This is a genomic window from Rhodococcus sp. 320_ES, assembly GCF_059691855.1.
Genome location: NZ_JCAWAG010000002.1, coordinates 400620 through 427095 on the forward strand (window position 1 = coordinate 400620; position 26476 = coordinate 427095).

Consider the following 26476-nt stretch of genomic DNA (forward strand, 5'->3'; position numbering starts at 1 on the left):
ACCCGGGCGTGACAGAGCACCGTTCGTGACAGAGTGCAGGCATGGAACTCTCAGCCGACCGCGCATGGGTGGAGAACGCACTTCGACTGGTCGAAGCCGACGCGAACCGCAGCGCCGACACCCACCTGCACTCGTTCCCGCTTCCCGCGGACTGGGGTATCGATCTGTATCTGAAGGACGAGTCGGTGCATCCCACCGGATCGCTCAAGCACCGCCTCGCGCGCTCGCTGTTCCTCTTCGGTCTCGCGAACGGTGACATCGGTCCGCGCACAACACTTGTCGAGGCATCGAGCGGTTCGACCGCGGTGTCGGAGGCATATTTCGCTCGACTGATCGGGCTGAAGTTCGTCGCTGTGATGCCCGCCTCGACCTCACCGACCAAAATCGCCCTCATCGAGCGCTACGGCGGCCTCTGCCAGCTGGTCGACGTGGCCGGCATGGTCTACGAAGAGGCGGAACGGTTGGGTGCGCAGGACAATTGGTTCTATCTCGATCAGTTCAGCAATGCCTCGGTCGTGACCGACTGGCGAGGCAACAACAACATCGCGTGTTCGATCTTCGACCAGATGGCGCTCGAACGTCATCCTGTTCCCACGTGGATCGTCGTCGGCGCGGGTACCGGAGGCACGAGCGCCACCATCGGTCGCTACTGCCGATACAAGCGCGTCCACACGCGCGTCGCCGTCGTCGACCCCGAGGGATCGGCCTTCCACGAAGCCTGGGTGACGGGTCGACGCGACGTCACCGGAACCGGCTCGCGCATCGAAGGAATCGGCCGTCCCCGCGTCGAACCGTCGTTCGTTCCGGCGGTGATCGGCGAGATGATGAGAATTCCCGACGACGCGTCCGTTGCCGCAATGCGGTTGCTGGACAGCATCACCGGACTGCACGCGGGAGGATCGACGGGCACCAATCTCGTCGGCGCCTTCCGCCTCGCAGCCGCGATGAAGGCGCGAGGCGAACAGGGCAGCATAGTCACGCTGGTCTGCGACGGCGGCGAGCGTTACGAGGGAACGTATTACAGCGACGCGTGGGTTGCCGCGCAGGGCATGGACCTTGCAGCCCGACGCGCAGAACTCGACGCGTTCCTCGCAGAGGGTACGTGGAGCTCAGCGGCCGACTGACGGAAGCGTGCTTCCCGCCAACAGGATCGACGCGATCAATTCGGGGTTGTCGCTCATCGGTACGTGACCGACCCCCGGTACCGAAATCAGTCGCGCGTGAGGGAAATGGCGTAGCACGTTCACTCGATTGCGGTGCGGGAGAATGAAATCGCGAGTACCCCAGGCGACCGTGACGGGCGCGGGAGGGTCCGTGAGCGGAGGGAGCGCGAACGGCGCGTCGACGCCCGACGCGAGGGTCGTGTTCGTCAGCAGTGACTGCATGTCGACCACCGCTGTGCCGTACGAGATGCGACTCGGGTGCGCGAAGAACGGTGCCAGGGACGGGTAGCGGACCAGCCGACTGCGGAACGCCGTCTGAGCCTTGTTTCCCAACGCGCCGGCCGCGGCCCGTAGAGCACCGAACTTGGCCAGGGTGCGCGCCTGACTCGACGGGCCGTTCCAGAAGCCGGCGGGCGAGAGTGCAGTCGCCGTTGCCACGTCTCCGCGAGCGGCCAAACACAGAGACAGATACCCGCCCAACGAGTTTCCGGCAACGTGGACCGGCCCACCGGCGGGACCGACGTCCCGGATCAGCTCGGCCAGGGCCTCGACGAACGCGTCGAGTCGCTCGGCTCCGAACACGTCGAGATCGTCGGATTCACCATGGCCCGGGAGGTCGACGGTGACCACCCGGCGGTAGGGCGTCAGCAAGTCGAGAACCGGGTCCCAGGCCTGGCGACGATGCACCACGCCGTGCACGAGGAGCAGCGTGTCACCGGTGCCGGCGATGTCGTGAGTGAGGCTCATGCCGCAGAGACTAGTTCCCCAGCACTTGACCGGACCACTCCACCAACGGAGTCAGCTTCCGCCATTCGGCGCGAATAGTGCTCAGCGCCTTCGGTGTTTCGAGCCACGGCGGACTGCCGAACTTCTTGCTCGCGGTCAGCGACTTGTGACGCAGCAGATCGATGCGCGGATGGTCCACCTCGTAGCCGCGGGGTTTCGTCTTGAGTTGGTCGCCGCCGCGCTCGAAACCCTTCTTTTCGACGGCGCGCATGATCGACTCGAGTTCGGCTCCGCGGACGTCGTCGTCTACTGCTGCACGGAATCGAGCGATGGTTTCCGGTGTGCTGGCGTAGAAACCGCCCGCGATGAAGAGCCCTTCCGCGTCGATGTGAAGGTAGTACCCGACCGACGGCAGCACGTCGACGAACAGACCCTGATGTGTTTTGAAGGGCGTCTTGTCCTTCGAGAATCGGACGTCGCGGTAGGGCCGGAACAGCTTGGCCGTTCCGAATTCCTTCTCCAGCTCTGCCGCCAGGGCAGCCATGGGTGCGCGCACCGACTCGTCGTAGATCGCCTTGTGCGCGGTCCACCACGGCTTGCTGTTGTCGGCTTCCAGATCCTCGTAGAAGTCGAGTGCGGCGAAAGGTATCCCGGTGAACGCCATAGCAGCGACGATACGACGCGATGAGTTTCCACAGGAGTGAGAGTCGACACGACATGCAAAAAATAACCACGTCCCTATGGTTCGACTCCCACGCTGAAGAGGCCGCCAACTTCTACGTGTCCGTCTTCGCGAACTCGAAGATCCTCGACACGAGCCGCTACGGGGAAGGGAGCATGGGACAGCCGGGAAGTGTGATGACCGTCGACTTCGAACTGTTCGGCCAGCGGTTCAACGCGATCAACGGCGGCCCGATGTTCACGTTCTCGGAAGCCATCTCGCTCTCCGTCAGTTGCGCCGACCAGAACGAGGTCGACGACTACTGGAACAAGCTGACCGCCGACGGAGGATCGGAATCACAGTGCGGGTGGCTGAAGGACAAGTTCGGATTGTCCTGGCAGATCGTGCCCGTTCAATTGATGGAACTGATGGGTGACCCCGATCCGGCGAAGTCCCAGCGGGTCATGAAAGCCATGCTCGGAATGCGCAAGATCAGCGTGCCGGACCTGCAGGCTGCGTGGGAGGGTTAGCGCCCCTCGAGGAACTCCGTCATGCGGCGGTGTTTCTCGTCGTCGGTGAACAGCATTGCCTGGGCCAAGAGGTCGATCTGCGGGTGCGCAGCCGGGTCGGCGTCGGTGACCAACTTGGTGGCGCGCAGCGCGATTGGTGAGAGCTTCTGCATCTTCTGCGCGAGCGCCGTGGCCGCCGCGAGTAGTTCGGACGGATCTACGACGGAGTGCAGTAGTCCGAGTTGCAAGGCGCGGTCCGCGTTCAGCCGGTCCCCGGCGAGCAGGATCTGCTTGGCGACGCTTTCGCCTACCAGTCGCACGAGCCGAAACGTTGCGCCCGCCCCGGCGGTGATACCGAGGCCGGGCTCGGGCTGCGCGAAAAATGCTCTCGGCGTTGCGATTCGGATGTCGCAGGCGTAGGTCAGTTCGGCGCCGCCTCCGATGGCGTATCCGTCGACAGCGGCGATGGTGGGCATCGGCAGCCGCCTGACGCGCTCGAACGCGGTGAGGTTGATGCCCTGCAGAGCCTCGTGACGCCCGCGGTCTCGCATCTGCGCGATATCGGCCCCTGCGGCGAACATTCCGTCCGCTCCGCCCGTCACGATGGCGATGCGTGGGTGCGCTTCGAGGTCGGCGCACACGTCGTGAAGCTCACCGATCATCGCCGCGTCGATGGCGTTGCGTCGGTCGGGGCGGTTCAGCAGGACGGTGACGATGCCGTCCGTCTCGGTGATCTCCAGTGCGGTCATCCATGCACGGTAATCCGGTGCCAACAACCGCGGCAGGCGCGGTCAGTGGCACCGGATTCGGTTCAGAGTTGCCACGATCTGAGCTACGACGTGCTCGGGGCGCTCGGTCAGGTCTGCCCAGGTGTATCGCAGATCGGTCCAACTCTGGGCGATGACGTTCTGCCGCGTCACGCACCGGATCGCACGAGTCGGTCGATCGAGTCGTCGCTCAGGCCGCAGCTGCGCGCTTGGGCACGCGAGATCACTCCGTCGTGACGGATCAGGAACGGGACGAGCATGCCTGGTTGGACGCCGGCCCACCGAGGACGGTTCCGTCCGCGGAATCGGGTGCCAATAACCGCGGTGAGCGCGGTCAATGACACCGGATTTCCGTTGACAGCATCCTGTCAACTCGGTAAATTGACAGCACACTGTCAACCAAAGGGAGCGGACATGAAAACCGTGGCGCTGTACGCAACAGACACGATCGCCGACTGGGAGTACGGCTACGTCGTCGCGGGCCTGAGCAAGGCCGACGGGTTTCGTCTCGTCGTTGCGAGCGATGGACCGACCGACGAGGTCAGGACGATGGGCGGCCTGCGAATCCGGCCCGACACAACGCTCGAAGACGTACGCAATGCAGATGCGCTGATCCTCCCCGGCGCTCAGACGTGGGATCACGGCCACGACGCCGCTCTGTCGCTGGCCGCATCGGTGCTCGACGACGGGGTTCCGGTCGCGGCAATCTGCGGCGCGACTCTCGGACTCGCCCGAGCAGGCATTTTGAACGATCGCCGTCACACCAGCAATGCCGCCGAATTCCTCACGCAGGCAACGGAATACGCAGGCGCCGACCACTACGTCGAGGCACGGACTGTCAAAGACGGCGCGCTCATCACCGCGCCGGCGACCGCTCCGGTGGATTTCGCGAAGGCCGTGTTCGAAGCACTCGACGTGTTTCCGCAGCACATCACCGACGCCTGGTACGGGCTGTACACCACCGGCGATCGGAAGTACTACGACCAGCTCGCGTCCGCATGAGATCGCCCGACGGCGACGCCCTCACCGATCTCGTCCTCCCGGTCTTCGAGCTGAACGGCGAATTCCTCGCTGCCGCACAGGACATCACCGAACCGTCCGGCCTCACCCCGGCGTGGTGGCAGGTTCTCGGTGCGACGATGAAGGAACCACTGACGGTCGCGGACATCGCGCGTCGTGTCGGCCTGGGTTTGGCCAGGCAGAGCGTGCAGCGCACCGCGGACATTCTCGTCGACAAGGGATGGGCCGAATACGTCGACAATCCGAAACACAAGCGGGCGAAACTGCTGCGGCCCACCGCGACGGGGATGGCGACGGTCCGGGAGCTCGGTGACCGTCAACACGCGTGGGCCGACGCAGTAGGGCGCGCGGTGGGCGCCGCGGAGTTGCAGGCGTTCGCTACGACGCTGGAGAAAATAGTCGACGCATCGCGTGCGTACCGGAAGGACGCGATAACCGACATGGGAACCACACGACGCATCTAGGCTCCGATCATGACCGAGGTTTTGCGCGCGGAGATCGCGAGGTCGTGGCAGCGGTCGCGGTCGAGCGGCCTCGAGCCGGCGGATTCGCTCGATCGCATCAGCGTGTCCGACGTCGACCGGCGCAGCCGTTTGCTGGCCGCCGCCAATCCGGTGCTCGACCGGATGGAAAGTGTGCTGGCGGGTAGCGGGTACTGCGTCCTTCTCGCCGATCGCGACGCCCGGTTGGTCGACATGCGCTTCGGCACCCATCGGCTTCGCGACGCTGTGACCGCGACGGGCGCCGTGGTCGGTCGACCGTTCACCGAGCAGACCTCGGGCACCAATTCCATTGCGACGGTTCATCAGACGCGTACGCCCCTGGCCGTCCGGGGCGAGGAGCACTACATCGAGGGCATGAGAGGGTTCAGCTGTTACGGCTACCCGCTGCTTCACCCGATGACCGGCAGCATCGAGGGCGTTCTGGACATCACGTTCCTCGCCGACGAGGACAATCCTCTGCTCGAACCGATGCTCGTCTACGCTGCGCGCGACATTCAAGGCCGCCTCGTCGAGGTCACGCGCACCAGTGAACAGAGACTGTTCGCCGAGTTCCAACGTGTGTCGAGCCGGCGACGCGGCGCTCCGGTCGTTGCCATCGCCGAGGAGCTCCTCCTCGAGAACACTGCGGCCGGACGGTTGGTGGGCACCGCTGATCACAACGCGCTCCGCGCCCTGACGGACGGTGCCGTTCACCGACGCGGATCCGTCCCCTGCATCGAACTGAGTTCCGGAGTCCACGCCGCGGTGCGATGGGAACGTCCGGAGGCGGGGGTGGGAATCGTCATCGAGATCGATCCCATCGACGACGGCAACGCGCATCTGACCGTGCTGGATCGTGCCATGCGCGAGGCCATCGTTGCGGAGCTGGACCGCCACGACGGCAACAAGCGGACGACGGCGGAAACCCTCGGAATCAGCCGCACGACGCTGTACAAGCGGATGCGCGAACTCGGGATCGACGGCTGAGCGATTCATTCGTGCCGGCGATCAATCGGCCCGTAGTTCGTTCGAGAATGTCCAGAACCTGAACACACTCGAAGAGTGATCCAGGTCACGATGGGTACATGACCCAAACCATGGAGCAGTTGCACATCGACACGTTGTTCATCGGCGGTGAGAACGTCGCCCCGCAGTCCACCGGCCGCATCGAGGTTCGCTCGGCCAGTTCGGAAGACGTGATCGGATCGGTCCCGGAAGCGTCGGAAGCCGACGTCGACGCAGCGGTGGCCGCAGCCCGCCGGGCGTTCGACGACCCGAACGGATGGAGCCAGTGGGAGCCCGCACGACGGGCCGACGCGTTGGACAGGCTGGCCGACGAGGTCGAGCAGCGCGGCGAACGCATCGCACAACTGGTGTCGGCCCAGAACGGGATGCCGATTTCCATCGCCATGCAGCTCGAGGCCGGCTTCCCCGTCGCCCTGATTCGGTACTACGCCGGCCTGGCACGGGAAGCGACCTTCGAGGAGACGCATCCGCACCTGATAGGCGGAACCACCACTGTTCGACGTGAACCCATCGGAGTGGTGGGTGCGATCGTCCCGTGGAACTTTCCGCAGACCTTGGCCGCCTTCAAGCACGCTCCCGCTTTGGCGGCGGGCTGCACCATCGTGATCAAGCCGTCGCCGGAAACCGTGCTCGACGGAGTCCTGTTCGCCGAGGCCGTGCAGGCTGCGGGCATTCCCGCCGGAGTGGTCAACATCGTTCCCGGAGGCCGTGAGATCGGCTCCTACCTCGTGTCGCACCGTGACGTCGACAAGGTGGCATTCACGGGCTCGACCGCCGCGGGACGGTCGATCGCGGAGACCTGCGGTCGACTACTGCGCCCCGTCACCCTCGAATTGGGCGGTAAATCGGCATCGATCATTCTCGAGGACGCGAACCTCGATCTCGCCAGCATCGGTGAAAACCTCTTCGGCGCAACGCTTCTGAACAACGGGCAGACCTGTTTCCTCGGCACCCGAATTCTCGCGCCGCGCAGCCGGTACGACGAAGTGGTGGGCATGTTCGAGGCGTTCGCCAACTCGCTCGCCGTCGGCGACGCGTTGGATCCGGCCACCCAGATCGGACCGATGGCCAGCGAACGTCAACGTGACCGCGTCGAGGGCTACATCGCCAAGGGCACCGGCGACGGTGCGCGACTCGTCACCGGCGGTGGCCGACCGCAGAACCTGGACAAGGGCTGGTTCGTACAACCGACGATCTTCGCCGACGTCGACAACGGCCAGACCATCGCGCAGGAGGAGATCTTCGGCCCCGTCCTGGCCGTCATTCCGTACGGCGACGAGGACGAAGCCATCCGCCTCGCCAACGATTCGGACTTCGGGCTCGGCGGCAGCGTCTGGACGGCGGACGACGACCACGGTTACGAGGTGGCGAAGAAGATCCGCACCGGCACGATCGGCATCAACCACTACATGGTCGACCCGTCCTCACCGTTCGGCGGCGTGAAGGACAGCGGGATCGGGCGCGAACTCGGACCCGACGCCCTGAAGAACTTCCAGCAACTCAAGTCCATCTACCGGTAGAGGGGATCACACATGAAGACCAAGGCAGCAGTGCTGTTCGAAGCTCACAAGCCGTTCGAGATCCTCGAACTCGACCTCGACAAGCCCAAACCCGGTGAGGTGCTGATCAAGTACACCGCTGCCGGACTGTGCCACTCGGACCTGCACCTGTTGGACGGCGACCTTCCCCCGCGCTTCCCCATGGTCGGCGGGCACGAGGGCTCCGGCGTCATCGAAGAGATCGGCGAAGGCGTCACCAAGGTGAAGGTCGGTGACCACGTCGTCTGCTCGTTCATCCCGAACTGCGGTACGTGCCGCTACTGTTCGACCGGCCGCCAGAGCATCTGCGACATGGGCGCGACCATTCTCGAAGGCTGCCTACCCGACGGGACGTTCCGCTTCCACGACGGCAAAGGTTCCGACATCGGCGGAATGTGCATGCTGGGAACGTTCTCCGAGCGCGCCGTCATCTCCGAGCACTCCGTGGTCAAGGTCGACGACTGGCTGCCGCTCGAGACAGCGGTGCTCGTCGGATGCGGTGTTCCGTCGGGCTGGGGCACTGCGGTCTACGCGGGCGGTGTGCGAGCCGGTGATTCGGTGATCATCTACGGCATCGGCGGACTCGGCATCAACGCCGTCCAAGGCGCGGTGATGGCCGGCGCACGGCACATCGTCGTGGTCGACCCTGTGCAGATGAAGCGTGACCAGGCCATGAAATTCGGTGCGACACATGCCTTTGCCGATGCGGCGTCCGCTCAGGAGAAGTTGACCGAGCTCACCTGGGGCCAGGGCGCCGATCAGGCGCTGATCCTCGTGGGCACCGTCGACGAGGACGTCGTGACCGCGGCGGTTGCGGCCGTCGGCAAGGGCGGAACGGTGGTCATTACCGGCCTCGCCGATCCGACGGCACTGACTGTGCACGTTTCGGGTACCGACCTGACACTGAACCAGAAGACCATCAAGGGTGCACTCTTCGGATCGGCCAACCCGCAGTACGACATCGTGAAGCTTCTGCGCATGTACGACCAGGGTCAGCTGAAGCTGGACGAACTCATCACCACGACCTACTCGCTCGAACAGGTCAACGAGGGCTACCAGGATCTGCGCGACGGCAAGAACATTCGCGGGGTGATCAACTTCGCCTGAACCGCTCCTGCAACTGAGGGTCGCTGAGCCACCAGGGTGTCGACGCCGCCGTATCCGATTCGGGTGCGGCGGCGTCGAGCTGTAGGTCGACGGCTACCGCCTTCTCCTTCTCGTCGCTGCTGAACGCACGCAACAATGCGAGCAGAAACGGCATACCGAGCACGTCGCCGAGGATCCAGAACACTCCGGCACCGATGATCTGATCCGTCTGAACCGACGGTCCCCAGGCACGGCCGAGTCCGGTGTAGTACTCGAGCTGCACGATCGGGCCGAGCCACAACACGATGCCCAGAACGCCGTCACCGAGCATCTCGACGATGGTGATCAGCAGTGACACCAATTGCGAGTATCGCCGCGGCACCGGGTCGGCCTGCAACCGAGCGTAGAAGTAGCCGAACCCCACCACCACGAGCAGCAGCTGCGTTGCGAGGTCGACGAGCCCGTTCGTCAGCGCGGCGTGCAGCCACGGGGTCACGAACAGCAGCCAGGGAGTGGCGAGCATCGCGATGGATGTGGTGACGGGGTGCGCGAGCGTCCGCCACATCCGTGTGTCGAGCCGGCTCTGCGGCACACCCAGCACGGTCAGCGGTCTGCCCATCGCCAGCCCGAACGGGACCACCATCATCAGCAGAATCACCTGCAGCGCCCGGACCCAGAAGAGAGTGTCCGCGTAGACGCCGACGAACGAACACGTCGCGACGACGAACACCGCCAGTCCGAGAACGAGGAAGGACAGGCGTCTCGCGAGGGTCACCGACGGTCCCCGACCTCGCACGTACGCGACACCGGCGACCGCGGTGAACAGTATCGGCACGGGTGCGGCGCGCCACGACGTCAGGGCGGTCTCGAGGGTGAGCGGGTCGACCATGAAATCCAGTGTGCACGCGACTGTGTGGGCCGACTTCCGTTGTGTCCCAGTACGTCCCGAAAGTCCGTTATGCGCTGCGGTCACACACTTTTCTCAGCTTGCGCTCGTAACCTCGGCCTTCGGAGAGACGATGACACCACACAAGCAGGCGAGACATCGCCACGAGGCACCGCGACGGACGTTCCGCATCGTGGGTCGCGTTGCCACGTCCGTGTTGGCGGTCTCCGCTCTCGTCGTCACCGGAATCGGCTGGTGGGGAGTCGGAAGCGCGGGCTCGAGTATCACCACCTCCGATGCCCTCCCCTCGGGCGCTCCGACCACCGACTCCACCGGAGCGATGAACATTCTCCTCATGGGGCTCGATACCCGTAAAGATCAGGACGGCAACGATCTTCCGATCGCCATCCTCGATCAGCTACACGCGGGCGACGGCGAGGAGGGTGGCTACAACACCAACACCCTGATCCTCCTTCACGTCCCGGCGGGTGGCGGCAACGTGACCGCGTTCTCCATACCGCGTGACGATTACGTTGCGGTGTCGGGCATTCCGGGCAACGACCATGTCAAGATCAAAGAGGCCTACGGGTTGAAGATGGCGGCGACGCAGCAGCAGCTCATCGACGAGGGCGTGACCGACCCACACACGCTCGAGACGGAGGGCCGCGAAGCCGGGCGCAAGGAAACCCTGCAGACCGTCAGCGACTTCACCGGCGTCCCCATCGACCACTTCGCCGAAGTCACTCTGGCCGGATTCTACGATCTCGCAACAGCTCTCGGCGGCGTGCAGGTGTGCCTGAATCAACCCGTCGACGACTCGGCCTACTCGGGAGCGGTGTTCCCGGCCGGAGTCCAAACTCTGAACGGATCGCAGGCCCTCGCGTTCGTACGGCAGCGGCACGGCCTGACGAACGGTGATCTGGACCGAACTCACCGGCAGCAGGCGTTTCTGGTGTCGGTGATGCACTCGCTGGAATCGGCCGGCACGTTCGGTGACGTGAGCAAGCTGTCGTCGCTGTTGGACGTCGTCCACCGCGATGTGGTGGTGTCGTCAGGATGGGATCTCGAATCGATTGCGTCGCAGGCCAACGCGCTCGGTAGCGCGACGGTGAGCTTCTCGACTCTGCCTATCGAGCGATACGACACCATCGACGGTCAGGACGTGAACATCGTCGACCGATCGGTCGTGCGGCACACCGTTCTCACGGCGTTAGGGCTGCCCGACACCACTCCCCCTCCCACGAGCACCGTCGACGTGATCAACGCCGACGGGCGGCCCGGACTGGGCGGACAGACGATGTCGACCCTCACCGCGCAGGGGTTCAGGGCCGGCACCGTCCAGAACGGATCGTCGTCGTACACGACCGTCCACTACGGAACCGGCGCCGACGAGGACGCGACGACGGTGGCCACCGCCCTGGGCGGGGTCACGGCGGAAGCCGACGAGTCGGTGCCGGCCGGGCACATCAGGGTGACGCTCGGCCGGGGTTATCAACCTCCGAGCGCGCAGGCCCCGAGCACGCCGGCGTCACCGGCCCCCGTTCGGTTGGCGACCAACCAGGACAACGGAAACCCGGTCAGCAGCAACAGCCCCGTACCGTGCGTCGATTGAGACCGGCGTCGATCAGACCGTCCAGGTGTCGCGGCCCAGAAGCAGTTGCTGCAGTGACGAATCCGACGTCGGCTGATCCGCCTTCGCCTGCGCGACCTGGTCCCGCGCCGCGTCGTCGTAGGTGGCGCGCGAGACGCTACGGAACACTCCGGTCAGGGTGTGTGTGAGGTCCTGATCCGAGAGCCTCGACAACGCGTAGGCGTACTCCGGGTCGTCGGTGTGCGCGTCGTGCACCACGATGTCGGCCGCGTCGACGTCTGCGGTCGAGCGCACCGCAAGCCCGAAACCTTCTCGTACGACGCAGAATTCCCCGTTCGCCCCGAACACGATGGGCTCTCCGTGTACCAGGGGAATCAGGCGCTGCTCGTACCCTTCCTTGCGCAGAACGTCGAACGAGCCGTCGTTGAAGATGGGGCAGTCCTGGAAGATCTCGACGAACGCAGTGCCGCGATGCTGGGCGGCCTCGCGCAGCACGGCGGTCACGCCCTTGCGGTCCGAGTCGAGGGCACGCGCTGCGAACGTCGCTTCGGCACCCAACGCGAGGGACAAGGTGTTGAACGGGTGGTCCAGTGATCCCATAGGAGTCGACTTGGTGACCTTGCCGACCTCCGAGGTCGGGGAGTACTGGCCCTTGGTCAGACCGTAGATCCTGTTGTTGAACAACAGGATCGTCATGTTCACGTTGCGGCGCAACGCATGGATCAGGTGGTTGCCGCCGATCGACAGCGCGTCACCGTCGCCGGTGATCACCCACACCGCCAGATCCGGGCGAGTGACCGCGAGTCCGGTGGCGATCGCGGGTGCACGGCCGTGAATGGAGTGGATGCCGTACGCATCCAGGTAGTACGGGAACCGGCTCGAGCACCCGATACCCGAGACGAACATCATGTTCTCCTTGCGGAGCCCGAGCTCGGGAAGGAAGCTCTTGATGGTCGCGAGGATGACGTAATCGCCGCACCCCGGGCACCAGCGCACTTCCTGGTCGGATGCGTAATCCTTTGCCTTGAGCACGGTGTCGGTTGTCGGCACACCCATGAACGCAGTCATCACTTCACCTCCGCCGACGCCAGTGCGCGGCTCCGTTTGTCGTGTTCCTTCTCGCGCAGCGTGCCGTCCACGGCAGCGGAGATGACGTCTGTCAGTTCGTCTCCGGTGAAGGCCATACCCTCGACCTTGGTGACCGAGACGATGTCGACGAGGTATCGCGCTCTCAAAATCAAGGCCAGCTGACCGAGGTTCATCTCGGGGAGCACGACCGTGTCGTATGCACGCAGCACATCACCGAGGTTGGCGGGCAACGGATTCAGTGATCGCAGCTGAGCGTGCGCCACGGACGTTCCGGCACGCCGCGCGCGACGGCACGCCTCGCCGATGGGTCCGTAGGAGCTGCCCCACCCGATCATCAGGACGCGGGCGTCACCGCTGGGATCGTCGACAACGATGTCGGGCACCTCGATGCCGTCGATCTTCGCCTGGCGCAGCCGGACCATCAGGTCGTGGTTGGCGGGGTCGTAGGAGATGTCGCCGGACCCGTTGGCCTTCTCGAGACCGCCGATGCGGTGCTCGAGCCCGGCGACGCCGGGCAGTGCCCATGCCCGTGCCAGCGTGCGTGGGTCACGGGCGTACGGCTTGTAGCTGCGGGAAGGCCGGAGGCCGGTCGGAATGTCGGCGTCCTGCGTGGTGAATTCGGGGTCGATGGGGGCCAGATCGGCAACGTCCGGAACCGACCACGGCTCACTGCCGTTCGCGATGGCGCCGTCCGAGAGGATGATCACCGGCGTGCGGTAGGTGAGCGCGATCCGGGACGCCTCGACGGCGATGTCGAAGCAGTCGGCGGGAGACCTCGGCGCCAGCACGGCGACCGGCGACTCGCCGTTACGGCCGAACAGCGCCTGCAGGAGGTCGGCCTGCTCGGTCTTGGTGGGCAGGCCGGTGGAGGGCCCACCGCGCTGCACGTCGATGATGACCAGAGGAAGCTCGGTCATCACCGCGAGGCCGATCGTCTCGCTCTTGAGCGCGAGTCCCGGACCCGACGTGCTGGTGACTCCGAGCGCGCCTCCGAACGACGCCCCCAGTGCCGCACCGATTCCTGCGATCTCGTCCTCGGCCTGGAACGTGGTGACACCGAAGTGCTTGTGCTTGCTGAGCTCGTGCAGAATGTCCGACGCCGGCGTGATCGGGTACGTCCCGAGGAACACCTGTAGTCCCGAAAGTTGGCCCGCAGCAACGATTCCGTACGACATGGCCGTGTTACCGGTGATCTGTCGGTAGGTGCCGGCGGGCAGAGAGGCGGCCGCCACTTCGAAGGTGGCACCGAAACTTTCGGTCGTCTCGCCGTAGTTCCACCCCGCGCGGAACGCGAGCAGGTTGGCCTCGGCGATGTCTGGCTTGGAGGCGAACTTCTCGCGCAGGTAGCGCTCGGTGTTCTCGGTGGGCCGGTGATACATCCAGCTCAGCAGACCCAGCGCGAACATGTTCTTCGCGCGTTCGCCGTCCTTCTTGCTGACCCCGGACGGCTCGACCGCGCCGATGGTGAGCGTAGCCATGGGAACGTCGTGCACCACGTACTCGCTCAGCGACTCGTCGTCGAGCGGGTTGACCTCGTATCCCACCTTGGTGAGATTGCGCTTGGTGAACTCGTCCGAGTTGACGATCAACATGCCGCCGCGAGGAAGGTCCGCGATGTTGGCCTTCAGCGCCGCCGGATTCATCGCGACGAGAACATCCGGCCGGTCCCCTGCCGTCAGGATGTCGTAGTCCGCGATCTGAATCTGGAACGAGGAGACGCCGGGAAGAGTGCCCTGAGGGGCCCGGATCTCGGCGGGGAAGTTGGGCTGCGTGGCAAGGTCGTTGCCGAAGGCCGCGGCCTCCGATGTGAACCGGTCTCCCGTGAGCTGCATTCCGTCGCCGGAATCGCCCGCAAAGCGGATGACCACCTTTTCCAATTTTGTCGATGACACGGGCCCACCCTCCAGTGACGTTTCTCACCTCGACAATGGCACACCCGGATCAGGCAGTCGGTACCGACCCGATCACCACCGTGCTCCCGAACTCCTCGGACGACGCAATGCGTGTACTCAATCCGCCGGCCTCGAGCGCAGCCGCCGTCGCGGACGCCTGCTGCACACTCGACTCGATCAACACGTGACTCCCCGCCGCCAGCCACCGACGCGCCTCGGCAGCGACCCGCCGATGGACGTCGACACCGTCGTCTCCCCCGTCGAGCGCCACCCGCGGTTCGTGATCACGCGCCTCCGGCGGCATGTGCTCGATCTCGTCCGACGGAACGTAGGGCGCATTCACCAGCAGAAGCGCCACCCGGCCGACCAACTCGCGCGGTAGCGCGTCGAAGAGGTCGCCCTCGAACACACGGCCACCCACCGGCTCGACGTTCGCACGGGCGCACTGCACGGCCGCCGGGTCCACGTCGGAGGCGACCAGGGCAATACCGTCGATCATGCGGGAGAGGGCGACCCCCAGCGCGCCGGTGCCGCAGCACAGATCCACCACGAGGTCACCGGCAGCGGCCATCGATGCGGCGCAGTGAACCAGGAACTCGGTTCGTTTGCGCGGCACGAACACCCCCGGTTGCACGACGATGCGGAGTCCGCAGAACTCGGCCCACCCCAGGATCTGCTCGAGTGGCAAGCCGTCGACGCGTCGACGCACCTTGTCGGCAAGGTCGAGCTCCGACGTCGAGGACTCGATCAACAGACGCGCTTCGTCTTCGGCGAAGACACACCCGGCGCGTCGAAGTGTTGTGACGATGTCGTGCTGAACGAAGGACACAAGGAAGAATATCGAATCAGTCGGTACTGTTGAGCTGAATCCAAAACAGACAAATTCGACAGGGGGCGAGCTGCATCATGGGAATTCGCCGGCGGGTGATTCTTCGGAAGTCGAAAAGGGTCTTGGGAAGTGGAGTCGGGTCCACGAAAGAGGTCGTCGTCACGACGGTCGTGTCCACGAAAGACGTCATTGCCGATCTCACGGTCGGTGAACACAAAGAAACAACCGAAGTTCGTCTGTCGTCGGTATTGGCCGTCCTCGCGGGTTTCGTGGGCGCCGCGTCGTTCATTCACTCGGCCGGCTACTTCGTCACCTTCATGACCGGCAACACCGAGCGCATGGTTCTCGGCTGGTTCGTCGGAGATGCCGTACTTGCTTACGGCGCAATGGCTCTCGTTGCCATGTTCATCGCCGGAGTGGTGATCGGATCGCTGTGCAGACGACATCTGTGGTCGAACCACCCGCACGGCGCGACCAACCTGACCGCGTTGGCGCTCTTCATAGCCGTGATCTTGGACATTCGGTTCAGCGGAGCCAATACTTCGTTCTCACCGTCGATCAGCTTGCTGTCGATATCGTTCGTCGCATTTGCGATGGGCGCATTGAACACGTCGTTCGTGAAGAACGGGGAAGTGTCGATACCGCTGAGTTACGTCACCGGAACACTGGTGAAACTCGGGCAGGGTATCGAGCGACATATCAGCGGCGGCACCATCAAAGAGTGGTCCGATTACGGAATTCTCTACGCCTCGTTCGCGGCCGGTGCATTGTTGGGCGGAATTGTCGGAGTGGTCGTCGGCGGCGGGTGGATGCTGTTGTCCGCAGCGATTGCAGCCACGGCCACCAGCATCTACACCTACCGACGCGACGCCAAGACCGAACCCTTGGCGCCGCTGAAGTAAGACGGTTGCGTCAGGAAGCGGACTTCCAGCCAGTTGCGAACGCCTCGGCGATACCGGGGAGGCTGGCAGCACGCTTCTTGGCGCGACGGCGGCGAATCACGACGGCCACCACGACAGCGGCGGCAGCGGCTGCTACGCCCGCGATGACGTTCTTGTTGTTCGAGGCAGCTTCGGCGACATCGTTGGCATCGAGATCCCGAACGGCCGACTTGACCTCGGACTTCACCTCGGCAGCCTTGTCCTTGGCGGCATCGGCAACCTCGGACGCCTTCTCCTTGACGTCTCCCGCAACGTCCTCGGCCTTCGCCTTTGCGTCGTCGGCCTTGTCCTTGGCCACCTCGGCCACGTCCTCGGCGGTGTCGCTCACGGAGTCGCCGACCTGCTTGCCCTTGGCCTTGGTCTGATCGGCAGCGCCCTCGGCCTGCAGATCCTTGTTGTCGGTCACGTCGCCGACCGTCTCCTTGGCCGAACCGGCCACTTCTTCAGCCTTGTGCTTCGCCTTGTCGATGAAGTCAGCCATGGTTGTCATCCCTTCGTTGCGGTGTCGTCTACTTGGTCGGCACTTAGTACCCGAACCGCACGTATTCAATCGGTGACGTAGATCACCGTTGGAACACGTCAGGGATTCCGTCGTTGTCGTCGTCTCGCGTTTCCACTTCCTCCAGGCGCCTGTACGCCCCGTTCCGGGCCCTCAGTACGAGCGACGCCAACGTCGCGGCGACCACCGATCCGACCAGCACACCGACCTTGACGTGATCGTCTCGTTCGGTTCCGGCGCCGAACGCAAGGTCCCCGATCAGCAGCGACACCGTGAATCCGATGCCGGCAAGCATCGCCAGTCCGAGAACGTCCACCCAGGTGATGCCGTCGTCGAGGGAGGCCCGGCTGAATTTCGCGACGAGGTAGGTCGTGACGAAGATGCCGAGCGGTTTGCCGACCACGAGTCCGAGGACGATGCCGATCGCGATCGGGTCGGTCAGTGCACGTGCCAGGCCGGACCCGCCGCCGACGGCCACGCCCGCGGCGCAGAACGCGAACAGCGGTACAGCGACGCCCGACGAGATCGGGCGGACGCGATGCTCGAAGTGCTCTGCCATTCCGGGCCGTTCGTCGCTCCGGTCTCTGCGCAGAACCGGGACCGCGAATCCGAGGAGCACGCCGGCAACGGTCGCGTGTACACCCGATTCGTGGACCAGCACCCAGGTCACCGCAGCCAACGGAAGCAGGATCCACCACGACCGATTGCGCTTCTGGACGGCGAAGGCAAACAGGGCGAGCGGAATGACGGCCAACCCGAGAGCGACGAAATTCAAGTTGTCGCTGTAGAAGATCGCGATGACGGTGACCGCCAGAAGGTCGTCCACCACGGCGAGCGTCAGAAGGAACGTGCGCAGCGCCGACGGAAGGTGGGTGCTGATGACCGCGAGGATCGCAACGGCGAACGCGATGTCGGTGGCCGTCGGAATCGCCCAGCCCCGCAGTGCCCCGTCACCCGTACCGAGATTCACGAGCACGAAGACCAGCGCGGGGACCGCCATTCCTCCCACCGCCGCAGCGATCGGCAGAGCCGCTCGCGCAGGGTTGCGGAGGTCCCCGGCCACGAACTCTCGCTTGAGTTCGACGCCGACCACGAAGAAGAAGATGGCCAGCAGGCCATCGGCGGCCCAGGTGGAGATCGTGAGATCGAGGTGGAGCGACGACGGTCCGACGGTCGTCTGCATCAGCGAGAAATAGGCGTCGGACCACGGGGAGTTCGCCCAGACCAGAGCAACCACGGTGGCAACCAGCAGCAGCGCACCGCCGACGGTTTCCCTGCGCAGGATCTCCGCGATGCGTGCGCTTTCGGACCATGATCCGCGAGAGAACAGCGGGAGGCGATCGGATGACATGGGAGCCCTTCGTTTCGGCAGCACAAATTCGTTGCCGACCAGACTTCCCGGCGCACCGGTTACAGAGCCTATAGAAGTCGGAGTTCGAGCGCGCGTTCAGCGCTTGCGGTTGATGGACACTCGGTTGATCGACACGAAGGCCACGAGAACGAGGAAGAACGGCACGAGCACTGCGTACACATCCGCGTACATGACAGCCACACCCGTACAGATCGCGCCGATCAGCAAGGCGCACAACGCCATGGCGGCCGCACGGTTGACGGTCCGCTCGGACACCAGCCCGCTCACCAGACCGGTGAGGGTGCCGGTGAAGTAGGTGGTGCTCACGCCGGGCAGGTGGACGCGGGTGAACGCGGCGCTCTGCACGCCCATCGCCGTGGCGGCGAGTGACAGAGCGGCGTACTGCGCCGCGCCGCTGGGGTGCGCGTTCGACCCGATCCACATCACCGCAAGAGCGAGCACGAGTCCGAATTCCAATCCGATTGCGGCGGAACGGAACCGGACAACGGTGTGGCCGACGGCGACGCCGAGAGCGTATGCGAGAACCGCAACGGCGGCGTGGGAGAGTGCAGTCCAGTTCTGCACACCCACGGACGCCCCCACGACGACCACGTTGCCGGTGATGACGCTGGCGAACGCTCCGCCGAGTCTCGTCAGGGCCAACGCGTCGACCGATCCCGACGCGGCGGAGAGCGTGAGTCCCAGCATCAGGTCCGATCGCTTGGGCTCTGTCACCGAAGCATCTTCTCATCACCACGAAGTCTTGACTTGATCCAGAAAAGGAGGCCATAGTGGTGGCGTGGCCTCGAGCGATTCCTATGCGGAGCAACTGCGCTCCGCGGAACTCCGCGTAACCCGCCCGCGGGTCGCGGTGCTCGAGGCTGTGGGCGCACATCCGCACGCTGATACCGAGACAGTTCTCGCAGCTGTACGTACCTCGCTGCCCGAGGTGTCTCGGCAGGCCGTCTACGACGTCCTGAACGCACTCACCGTGGCTCGCCTAATACGCCGGATACAGCCGTCCGGTTCGTCGGCGCGCTACGAAACACGAGTCGGTGACAACCACCACCACGTCGTCTGCAGATCGTGCGGAAACATCGCCGACGTGGACTGCGCGGTGGGTGAGGCACCGTGCCTCACCGCCTCGGAACCTCATGGCTTCACGATCGACGAAGCCGAGGTCATGTACTGGGGTCTGTGCCCCGATTGCTCGGCCCAACACGCAAATGTCAACGCTCGGAAGGACAGTCGTGACTGAAGACCACACAACACGCGAAAAAGAGATGAACGAGGACCAGCCGCAGGATGCTGCCGCCGGCTGTCCCGTCATGCACGACAAGATGCCGATGCCGGTCGAGGGTGGCTCGAACCACGAGTGGTGGCCCCAGGCCCTCAACCTCAAGATCCTGAAGAAGAACCCGGCCGTCGGCGATCCGATGGGCGCCGACTTCGACTACGCCGCCGAGTTCAACTCTCTCGACCTCGCCGAGGTCAAGCGTGACATCGAAGCGGTCATGACCAACTCGCAGCCGTGGTGGCCCGCCGACTTCGGTCACTACGGCCCTTTCTTCATTCGCATGGCGTGGCACGCGGCCGGCACCTACCGCAAGCAGGACGGACGCGGCGGCGCCGGAGCCGGCATGCAGCGCTTCGCACCGCTGAACAGCTGGCCCGACAACGCATCGCTCGACAAGGCGCGTCGCCTGATCTGGCCGGTCAAGCAGAAGTACGGCAAGAAGCTCTCCTGGGCCGACCTCATCGTGCTCACCGGCAACGTTGCCATCGAGTCGATGGGACTGCCCACCTACGGATTCGGCGGCGGACGTGAAGACGTCTGGGAGCCCGAAGAAGACGTGTACTGGGGCCCCGAGCAGACCTGGCTGGGCGACGAGCGCTACCACGGTGATCGCACGACCCTGGACAACCCGCTTGCCGCAGTGCAGATGGGCCTGATCTACGTCAATCCCGAAGGCCCCAACGGCAACCCGGATCCCGTGCAGTCCGCGCTGGACATTCGCGAGACCTTCGGCCGCATGGCCATGAACGACATCGAGACCGCAGCCCTGGCCGTCGGCGGACACACCTTCGGCAAGACGCACGGTGCAGCCGACCCCGACAAGCACATCGGTGCGGAGCCCGAGGGCGCCCCCATCGAGCAGATGGGCCTGGGCTGGAAGAACAGCTTCCAGAGCGGTGTCGGCGCCGACGCCATCACCAGTGGCCTCGAGGTCATCTGGACCCCGACACCCACGCAGTGGGACAACAGCTTCCTCGAGACGCTGTACGGATTCGAGTGGGAGCTCTACAAGAGCCCCGGCGGCGCGCACCAGTGGCGTCCCAAGAACGGCGAAGGCGCGGACCTCGTTCCCGACCCGGCCGACCCGTCCAAGCGTCGCCACCCGTCGATGCTCACCTCGGACATCGCGATGCGCGTCGATCCGATCTACGAGCAGATCACCCGTCGCTGGCTCGACCACCCCGAGGAACTCGCAGAAGAGTTCCAGAAGGCGTGGTTCAAGCTCACCCACCGCGACATGGGACCGGTCTCGCGGTACCTCGGCCCCGAGGTTCCCGCCGAGCCCCTGATCTGGCAGGACCCGATCCCGGCCGTCGATCACGAACTGATCGGTGACGCCGAGATCGCCGAGCTGAAGTCGAAGATCCTCGACTCCGGTCTCACGACGCAGCAGCTCATCTCCACCGCATGGGCCGCGGCATCGTCCTTCCGCATCAGTGACAAGCGTGGCGGCGCCAACGGTGGCCGTCTGCGCCTGCAGCCCCAGGCGGGCTGGGAGGTCAACGAGCCCGACGAGCTGGCACAGGTCATCCGTGTCCTCGAGGGAATCCAGGAATCGTTCTCCGGAACGGTGTCCTTCGCCGACCTCGTCGTCCTCGGTGGCGTTGCCGCACTGGAGAAGGCCTCCGGCGTCTCGGTGCCCTTCACTCCCGGTCGCACGGACGCGACGCAGGAGCAGACGGACGTCGACTCGTTCTCCGACCTCGAGCCCAAGGCCGACGGCTTCCGCAACTTCCTCGGCAAGGGGCAGAAGCTGCCGGCGGAGTACTCGCTCGTCGACCGGGCGAACCTGCTCTCGCTCAGCGCACCCGAGCTGACCGTCCTCGTCGGTGGTCTGCGCGTTCTCGGTGCGAACTACCAGAACTCGTCGCACGGCGTCCTGACCGACAAGGTCGGCACGCTCACCAACGACTTCTTCGTCAACCTCCTCGACATGGGTACCGAATGGGTTCCCACCGCCGAGGACGGCATCTACGAAGCCAAGGATGCCGCCACCGGTGAGAAGAAGTGGACGGGAACGCGCAACGACTTGGTGTTCGGCTCCAACTCCGAATTGCGTGCCGTCGCAGAGGTTTACGCGTGCGACGACGCCAAGGACAAGTTCGTCGCCGACTTCGTCGCCGCATGGGACAAGGTCATGATGCTGGACCGCTACGAGCTCTGAGTATCGGTTCCACACGACGCCCCGCGAGCCGCATGGCTCGCGGGGCGTCGTGCTGTGTGGAGTTCTCGCACGGAGGCCCTGCCCGGGCTTTACTGTCGTCGGCGTGAACCCAGACCCGAAGAACACCGTCACCATCGGCTCCGAATCCGGCATCGAAGTCGACGTGCTCCCTTACGGCGCGACGCTGCAGCGAATGGCGGTGACCTGCGGCGACGGGGTGCGTCGCGACATCCTCGTCGGAGTGGCCGGCGAAGCCGAACTACGTTCGTCGACAGCATATTTCGGCTCGACCGTCGGTCGATACGCCAACCGCATCGCACACGGTCGCTTCGATCTGGACGGTCGCGACATCGTGCTGACCGTGAACGACGGCGAACATCATCTGCACGGCGGCACCGATGGATTCGACTCCCGCCCGTGGACGGTCACGCAGCGGACAGCCGATGCAGTCACGCTCGAACTCGTCAGCCCCGACGGAGATCAGGGTTACCCCGGGGAGGTCCATGCGCGCGCCGCGTTCTCCGTCACCGGAACCACGGTGCGCCTCGAACTGACCGCGACGACCACTGCACCGACGGTGGTCAACCTGACCAGCCATGCCTATTTCGATCTCGACGGCACCGGAACGGACGATCACGAACTCCAGGTGTTCGCATCGTCCTTCGTTCCGGTGGGCGTCGGCGCAATTCCAACCGGTGGCACCGACGATGTCTCGGGCACGGCCCTGGATCTGCGCACGGCGAGTCGCGTCGGCGACCGGGCACGGGCGGCGGATGCGAAACTGTCGGCGACCCGCGGAATCGACCACAACTACGTCGTCGACGGGAGCGGTTTTCGCCGCGCTGCCCGGCTGAGTTCGGCCAGAAGCAGGACCGCACTCGAGGTGTGGAGCGATCAACCGGGCCTGCAGGTCTACACCGGTAATTTCCTCGACGGCGGCGACATCTCGCGCCGCGGCACCAGGCTGCGACAAGGCGACGGGATCGCTCTCGAGCCGCAGTTGTTCCCCGACAGCCCCAACCAGCCGGCGTTTCCGTCCGCGGTACTGCGACCTGGTGAAACATACCGTTCGGTCATCGAATGGAGGTTCTCGACGCTCCAAGAGTGAGCGTTAACATTTTTCCCGACCAATGTTCGCAAAGGTCTTGACGGCGCCCAATGTTAACGCTCACACTCTGTTGCACACGTCACAGTGGAGTGGCGAATTATCGAGGAGAACCCATGGCGTCGAAGAAGCTTTGTGCAGTCAGCGCACTCGTCCTGAGTAGCGCGCTCGCGCTCGGTGCGTGCAGCAGCGGAGGAGGAGATTCCTCGGGCGGGGGCGGAGCAGGCGCCACCGTACTGGGCTTCTCGCAGGTCGGCGCGGAGAGCGGCTGGCGTACGGCGAACTCGACGTCCATCCAGGAAGCCGCTACCGCTGCCGGAATCGATCTGAAGTTCTCCGACGCCCAACAGAAGCAGGAAAACCAGATCAAGGCCATTCGCACCTACATCCAGCAGAAGGTCAGCGCCATCGCGTTCAGCCCGGTCGTCGAGACCGGTTGGGAACCGGTGCTCCAGGAAGCCAAGCGCGCGAACATTCCCGTCATCCTGACGGACCGAGCGGTCGACACCACCGACGATTCGCTTTACGCCACGTTCCTCGGGTCGGACTTCGTCGAAGAGGGCAAGAAAGCCGGAGATTGGCTGGTGCAGAACAGCGCCGTTGCCGATACCACCGGCGACGGCAAGATCAACGTCGTCGAACTGCAGGGCACAACGGGGGCCGCGCCGGCCATCGACCGCGCAGAGGGATTCCGGGATGCCATCGGCAGCGATTCGAAGATCGCCATCACGGCCTCTCAAACCGGAGACTTCACCCGCGACGGCGGCAAGCAGGTCATGGAGTCCTTCCTGAACTCGAACCGCGGACAGATCGACGTGGTCTTCGCTCAGAACGACGACATGGGACTCGGCGCAATCCAGGCCATCGAAGCAGCCGGCCTCGTTCCCGGAAAAGACATCAAGATCATCACCGTCGACGCGGTCAAGGACGGAATGCAGGCACTGGCCGACAAGAAGATCGACTTCATCGTCGAATGCAATCCTCTGCTCGGGCCGCAACTGATGGACCTCACGAAGAAGGTCATCAACGGCGAGGAGGTTCCCAAGCGAGTCGTCACCGAGGAAACCACGTTCACGCCCGAACAGGCAGCCTCGGTTCTCGCCGACCGCCAGTACTAGAAAGTTCCGATATGACCACCGACGTCGTTCTCGACACACCCATCGTCGAGATGCGGGACATCTCGATCACTTTCGGATCGGTACGGGCGCTCGACGGGGTGTCGCTTCGCCTGTTCCCCGGTGAAGTTCACTCGCTGATGGGCGAGAACGGCGCCGGGAAATCCACCCTCATCAAGGCGCTCACCGGCGTCTACCCCATCGACGGCGGAACCGTCACGGTCGACGGAAGACAGCGTGAGTTCGGGAACCCGGCCGCGGCTCGAGAAGCCGGAATCAGCACGGTCTACCAGGAAGTGAACCTGCTTCCCAATCTGAGCGTGGCCGAGAACATGCTTCTGGGACGCGAGCCGAGGCGCCTCCCCGGCGCGTTTCTCGGAGCCATCGGCGGTATCGACCGGCGTGCGATGAACCGACGGGCGAAGACGACGCTGGACCGACTCGGACTGAACATCGACCCGTCGTCGATCCTCGGTGACCACCCGATCGCCATCCAACAGCTGGTGGCCATCGCACGGGCGGTCGATGTCCAGTCACGGGTACTCATCCTCGACGAACCCACCTCGAGCCTGGACAAGGACGAAGTCGAGACGCTCTACGGTGTCATCGATCGCCTACGCAGCGAAGGCACGTCGATCGTCTTCGTGTCCCACTTCCTCGACCAGGTCTACCGAATCTCCGACCGCATGACCATCTTGCGGAACGGTCGCCTGGTCGAGGAGCGCTCCGTCGCAGACACCCCGCAGCTCACCCTCGTCGAATTGATGATCGGCCGGGAGCTCGACACCTTGCGTGAACTCGACAGTCGCGAACCCGTCGTGGTCCCCCGCGACGCAATGCCGGTCATGGAAGTACTCGGCCTGAGCCGCAAGGGCGCTCTGGAAGCGACCGACCTGCGTCTGCATGCGGGGCAGGTCGTGGGCGTCGCAGGTCTGCTGGGATCCGGGCGCACCGAACTCGCCCGACTGCTGGCCGGCGCCGACCGAGCCGACTCGGGATCGGTGGAAGTGCATTCGATTCGGAGCCGCATCCGCACACCCCGACAGGCTGCCGACCGGCGCATCGCACTGACCAGCGAAGACCGCAAGGCGGATGGTGTCGTCGGTGATCTCAGCGTGGCGGACAACATGATGCTCGCGCTCCAGGCCAAGCGCGGGTGGCTTCGACCCATCCCGCGGTCGACGCGCAACGCCCTCGTTCGCAAGTACATGGAGGCGTTGGACATCAGGCCGGCCGACCCGACCACTGCGATGCGCAACCTGTCGGGAGGCAATCAACAGAAGGTGCTGCTCGCGCGCTGGCTGGTGACCGAGCCGGAGCTGTTGATTCTCGACGAACCGACGCGCGGAATCGACATCGGCGCGAAGGCACAGATCCAGACACTCGTGGCCGACCTCGCGACGCGGGGAATGTCCGTCGTCTTCATCTCCGCCGAACTGGAAGAGATCCTGCGTCTGAGCGATCGCATCGTCGTCATGCGCGATCACCGCAAGATCGACGAGAGGGTCAACGACGGGGTCTCCGTCGGCGACGTGCTCGCCACCATCGCGGCCGGCGTCCGCACGGACGAGTCGGCGCGACCCGAGTCATCCTCCATGACAACAACTCTCGACAGGAACGCCGCATCATGACCCAGACCGTCCCCCCGTCGACCACCGCGCCGAAGCCCGTCGTCACGCGGGTCCTCGCGCAACCCATCGTCTGGCCCCTGCTCGCCCTGCTGGCTCTGGTCGTCGTCAATGTAGTTGTCACACCGGACTTCCTGGACATCCGCATCGAGAACGGTGGGCTGTTCGGCAATCCGGTCGACATCGTCCGGAACTCGGCGCCGCTGGTTCTCGTCGCACTCGGAATGACACTGGTGGTCGCCACCCGCGGAATCGACCTGTCCGTCGGTGCCGTCGCCGTGATCGCCGCGGCGGTGGCGTGTACACGAATCGCAGCGGCGCCCGACGAGGGCGCCACCACGACGATGATCATGGCCGTGGTCTGGGCACTCGCCGCCTGCCTCCTGCTCGGCCTGTGGAACGGACTCCTCGTGTCCGTCTTCGGTATTCAGCCGATCATCGCGACGCTGATCTTGATGGTGGCGGGCCGAGGCCTTGCCATGCTGATCACCGACGGACAGATCACGACGGTCAACAACTCCGCGTTCACCGAGCTCGCGTCGGGAACGCTTCTGGGGCTTCCCATCGCGGTGCTCATCGCCGCAGCCGTCGTCGCGGCGACGGCTCTGCTCACCCGCAGAACCGCTCTGGGAATGCTCGTCGAGGCGGTCGGAATCAACCCCGAGGCGAGCAGACTCGCAGGGGTTCGTTCGCGGACCATCGTCTGGACCGTCTACGTCTTCGCTGCGGTCTGCGCCGGCATTGCGGGACTGATCATCGCGGCCAACACGAACTCGGTGAACGCGAACAGCCTCGGTCAGTGGATCGAGCTGGACGCCATTCTCGCCGTCGTCATCGGAGGCACCGCACTGACGGGTGGTCGATTCTCGATCGCCGGAACCGTCGTGGGCGCACTGCTGATCGGCACACTGACCCGCACCATCACCAACGTCGGCATCCCGTCCGAGGCCAACTACCTGTTCAAGGCGATCGTCATCGTCGTGGTCTGCCTGCTCCAGTCACCACGAGCGCGAGCGTCGCTGCGCACCCTCCTGCGTCCCACCACTGCGAAGGCGGCACGATCGTGAGCGATCTCCTGACAGCACCACCCGCGTCAACCCCACCCGCATCT

27 protein-coding genes are annotated in these 26476 nt (G+C 64.8%); 15 read left to right on the plus strand and 12 right to left on the minus strand.

The window, feature by feature from the left end:
* Nucleotides 1–41 precede the first annotated feature (41 nt).
* Nucleotides 42–1124: a PLP-dependent cysteine synthase family protein gene (locus AC59JP_RS08545; protein WP_497325323.1), complete on the plus strand. Its 1083-nt coding sequence runs from the start codon at nt 42–44 to the stop codon at nt 1122–1124.
* On the opposite strand, the gene AC59JP_RS08550 is transcribed toward AC59JP_RS08545, so the two are convergent.
* A complete protein-coding gene (locus AC59JP_RS08550; RefSeq protein WP_497325324.1) occupies nt 1110–1910 on the minus strand; it encodes an alpha/beta fold hydrolase in 801 nt (266 codons plus the stop codon). The genes AC59JP_RS08545 and AC59JP_RS08550 overlap by 15 nt on opposite strands.
* Nucleotides 1911–1920: 10 nt before the next feature.
* Complete coding sequence (locus tag AC59JP_RS08555) at nt 1921–2553, minus strand: DUF2461 domain-containing protein (protein WP_497325325.1); 633 nt, start codon at nt 2551–2553, stop codon at nt 1921–1923.
* A 53-nt stretch (nt 2554–2606) separates the two neighbouring features.
* On the opposite strand from AC59JP_RS08555, the gene AC59JP_RS08560 reads away from it, so the two are divergent.
* Nucleotides 2607–3080: a VOC family protein gene (locus AC59JP_RS08560; RefSeq protein WP_497325326.1), complete on the plus strand. Its 474-nt coding sequence runs from the start codon at nt 2607–2609 to the stop codon at nt 3078–3080.
* Here AC59JP_RS08560 and AC59JP_RS08565 read toward each other — a convergent pair.
* From AC59JP_RS08565 to AC59JP_RS08575, 3 genes are read right to left on the minus strand one after another with little or no spacing between them, the layout of a single operon-like run.
* Nucleotides 3077–3808 (minus strand): enoyl-CoA hydratase/isomerase family protein, encoded by a 732-nt coding sequence (locus tag AC59JP_RS08565; protein WP_497325327.1) that lies wholly within the window; start codon nt 3806–3808, stop codon nt 3077–3079. The genes AC59JP_RS08560 and AC59JP_RS08565 overlap by 4 nt on opposite strands.
* 42 nt (nt 3809–3850) lie before the next feature.
* Nucleotides 3851–3979 carry a hypothetical protein gene (locus AC59JP_RS08570; RefSeq protein ID WP_497325328.1) on the minus strand — a complete coding sequence of 43 codons (129 nt, stop codon included), beginning with the start codon at nt 3977–3979 and terminating at the stop codon, nt 3851–3853.
* Nucleotides 3976–4086, minus strand: a complete 111-nt coding sequence (locus AC59JP_RS08575; RefSeq protein WP_497325731.1) for a type IV toxin-antitoxin system AbiEi family antitoxin domain-containing protein — start codon at nt 4084–4086, stop codon at nt 3976–3978. The genes AC59JP_RS08570 and AC59JP_RS08575 overlap by 4 nt, the downstream gene beginning before the upstream one ends.
* A 154-nt stretch (nt 4087–4240) precedes the next feature.
* On the opposite strand from AC59JP_RS08575, the gene AC59JP_RS08580 reads away from it, so the two are divergent.
* The 5 genes from AC59JP_RS08580 to AC59JP_RS08600 all read left to right on the plus strand — a co-directional run bounded on the left by AC59JP_RS08580 (nt 4241) and on the right by AC59JP_RS08600 (nt 8999).
* On the plus strand, nt 4241–4828 hold the full coding sequence (locus tag AC59JP_RS08580) for a DJ-1/PfpI family protein (RefSeq protein WP_497325329.1): 588 nt from the start codon (nt 4241–4243) through the stop codon (nt 4826–4828).
* Nucleotides 4825–5310, plus strand: a complete 486-nt coding sequence (locus tag AC59JP_RS08585; protein ID WP_497325330.1) for a MarR family winged helix-turn-helix transcriptional regulator — start codon at nt 4825–4827, stop codon at nt 5308–5310. The genes AC59JP_RS08580 and AC59JP_RS08585 overlap by 4 nt, the downstream gene beginning before the upstream one ends.
* Before the next feature lie 9 nt (nt 5311–5319).
* Nucleotides 5320–6315 (plus strand): helix-turn-helix domain-containing protein, encoded by a 996-nt coding sequence (locus AC59JP_RS08590; RefSeq protein ID WP_497325331.1) that lies wholly within the window; start codon nt 5320–5322, stop codon nt 6313–6315.
* A gap of 98 nt (nt 6316–6413) precedes the next feature.
* Nucleotides 6414–7874 carry an aldehyde dehydrogenase gene (locus AC59JP_RS08595; RefSeq protein ID WP_497325332.1) on the plus strand — a complete coding sequence of 487 codons (1461 nt, stop codon included), beginning with the start codon at nt 6414–6416 and terminating at the stop codon, nt 7872–7874.
* Between the two features lie 12 nt (nt 7875–7886).
* Nucleotides 7887–8999 carry an NDMA-dependent alcohol dehydrogenase gene (locus tag AC59JP_RS08600; protein ID WP_497325333.1) on the plus strand — a complete coding sequence of 371 codons (1113 nt, stop codon included), beginning with the start codon at nt 7887–7889 and terminating at the stop codon, nt 8997–8999.
* Here the strand turns inward: AC59JP_RS08600 and AC59JP_RS08605 are convergent.
* On the minus strand, nt 8986–9867 hold the full coding sequence (locus AC59JP_RS08605) for a cytochrome c oxidase assembly protein (RefSeq protein WP_497325334.1): 882 nt from the start codon (nt 9865–9867) through the stop codon (nt 8986–8988). The genes AC59JP_RS08600 and AC59JP_RS08605 overlap by 14 nt on opposite strands.
* 130 nt (nt 9868–9997) lie before the next feature.
* On the opposite strand from AC59JP_RS08605, the gene AC59JP_RS08610 reads away from it, so the two are divergent.
* Nucleotides 9998–11476: an LCP family protein gene (locus AC59JP_RS08610; RefSeq protein WP_497325335.1), complete on the plus strand. Its 1479-nt coding sequence runs from the start codon at nt 9998–10000 to the stop codon at nt 11474–11476.
* A gap of 12 nt (nt 11477–11488) precedes the next feature.
* On the opposite strand, the gene AC59JP_RS08615 is transcribed toward AC59JP_RS08610, so the two are convergent.
* From AC59JP_RS08615 to AC59JP_RS08625, 3 genes are all read right to left on the minus strand, one after another.
* Nucleotides 11489–12523 (minus strand): 2-oxoacid:ferredoxin oxidoreductase subunit beta, encoded by a 1035-nt coding sequence (locus AC59JP_RS08615; RefSeq protein WP_497325337.1) that lies wholly within the window; start codon nt 12521–12523, stop codon nt 11489–11491.
* Complete coding sequence (locus tag AC59JP_RS08620; RefSeq protein ID WP_497325732.1) at nt 12523–14376, minus strand: 2-oxoacid:acceptor oxidoreductase subunit alpha; 1854 nt, start codon at nt 14374–14376, stop codon at nt 12523–12525. Before AC59JP_RS08620 ends, AC59JP_RS08615 begins: the two co-directional genes overlap by 1 nt.
* Before the next feature lie 109 nt (nt 14377–14485).
* Nucleotides 14486–15265 (minus strand): putative protein N(5)-glutamine methyltransferase, encoded by a 780-nt coding sequence (locus tag AC59JP_RS08625; RefSeq protein ID WP_497325338.1) that lies wholly within the window; start codon nt 15263–15265, stop codon nt 14486–14488.
* A gap of 188 nt (nt 15266–15453) precedes the next feature.
* Here AC59JP_RS08625 and AC59JP_RS08630 point away from each other — a divergent pair, with 188 nt between their 5' ends.
* A complete protein-coding gene (locus AC59JP_RS08630; RefSeq protein WP_497325733.1) occupies nt 15454–16167 on the plus strand; it encodes a YoaK family protein in 714 nt (237 codons plus the stop codon).
* Between the two features lie 10 nt (nt 16168–16177).
* Here AC59JP_RS08630 and AC59JP_RS08635 read toward each other — a convergent pair whose 3' ends face one another.
* The 3 genes from AC59JP_RS08635 to AC59JP_RS08645 form a co-directional block, all read right to left on the minus strand.
* A complete protein-coding gene (locus tag AC59JP_RS08635) occupies nt 16178–16687 on the minus strand; it encodes a CsbD family protein (RefSeq protein ID WP_497325339.1) in 510 nt (169 codons plus the stop codon).
* An 82-nt stretch (nt 16688–16769) separates the two neighbouring features.
* Nucleotides 16770–18056: a Na+/H+ antiporter NhaA gene (nhaA, locus tag AC59JP_RS08640; protein WP_497325340.1), complete on the minus strand. Its 1287-nt coding sequence runs from the start codon at nt 18054–18056 to the stop codon at nt 16770–16772.
* 96 nt (nt 18057–18152) lie between these two features.
* Complete coding sequence (locus tag AC59JP_RS08645; protein ID WP_497325342.1) at nt 18153–18791, minus strand: DUF1275 family protein; 639 nt, start codon at nt 18789–18791, stop codon at nt 18153–18155.
* 64 nt (nt 18792–18855) lie between these two features.
* Here AC59JP_RS08645 and AC59JP_RS08650 point away from each other — a divergent pair, with 64 nt between their 5' ends.
* The 6 genes from AC59JP_RS08650 to AC59JP_RS08675 all read left to right on the plus strand — a co-directional run bounded on the left by AC59JP_RS08650 (nt 18856) and on the right by AC59JP_RS08675 (nt 26432).
* Complete coding sequence (locus AC59JP_RS08650) at nt 18856–19314, plus strand: Fur family transcriptional regulator (RefSeq protein ID WP_497325343.1); 459 nt, start codon at nt 18856–18858, stop codon at nt 19312–19314.
* Nucleotides 19315–19339: 25 nt separating this feature from the next.
* On the plus strand, nt 19340–21517 hold the full coding sequence (gene katG, locus AC59JP_RS08655; RefSeq protein WP_497325734.1) for a catalase/peroxidase HPI: 2178 nt from the start codon (nt 19340–19342) through the stop codon (nt 21515–21517).
* A gap of 103 nt (nt 21518–21620) precedes the next feature.
* On the plus strand, nt 21621–22625 hold the full coding sequence (locus tag AC59JP_RS08660) for an aldose epimerase family protein (RefSeq protein WP_497325344.1): 1005 nt from the start codon (nt 21621–21623) through the stop codon (nt 22623–22625).
* Between the two features lie 113 nt (nt 22626–22738).
* Nucleotides 22739–23740, plus strand: a complete 1002-nt coding sequence (locus AC59JP_RS08665; protein ID WP_497325345.1) for an ABC transporter substrate-binding protein — start codon at nt 22739–22741, stop codon at nt 23738–23740.
* 11 nt (nt 23741–23751) lie between these two features.
* Nucleotides 23752–25368, plus strand: a complete 1617-nt coding sequence (locus AC59JP_RS08670; protein ID WP_497325346.1) for a sugar ABC transporter ATP-binding protein — start codon at nt 23752–23754, stop codon at nt 25366–25368.
* Nucleotides 25365–26432 carry an ABC transporter permease gene (locus tag AC59JP_RS08675; RefSeq protein WP_497325348.1) on the plus strand — a complete coding sequence of 356 codons (1068 nt, stop codon included), beginning with the start codon at nt 25365–25367 and terminating at the stop codon, nt 26430–26432. The genes AC59JP_RS08670 and AC59JP_RS08675 overlap by 4 nt, the downstream gene beginning before the upstream one ends.
* Nucleotides 26433–26476 lie beyond the last annotated feature (44 nt).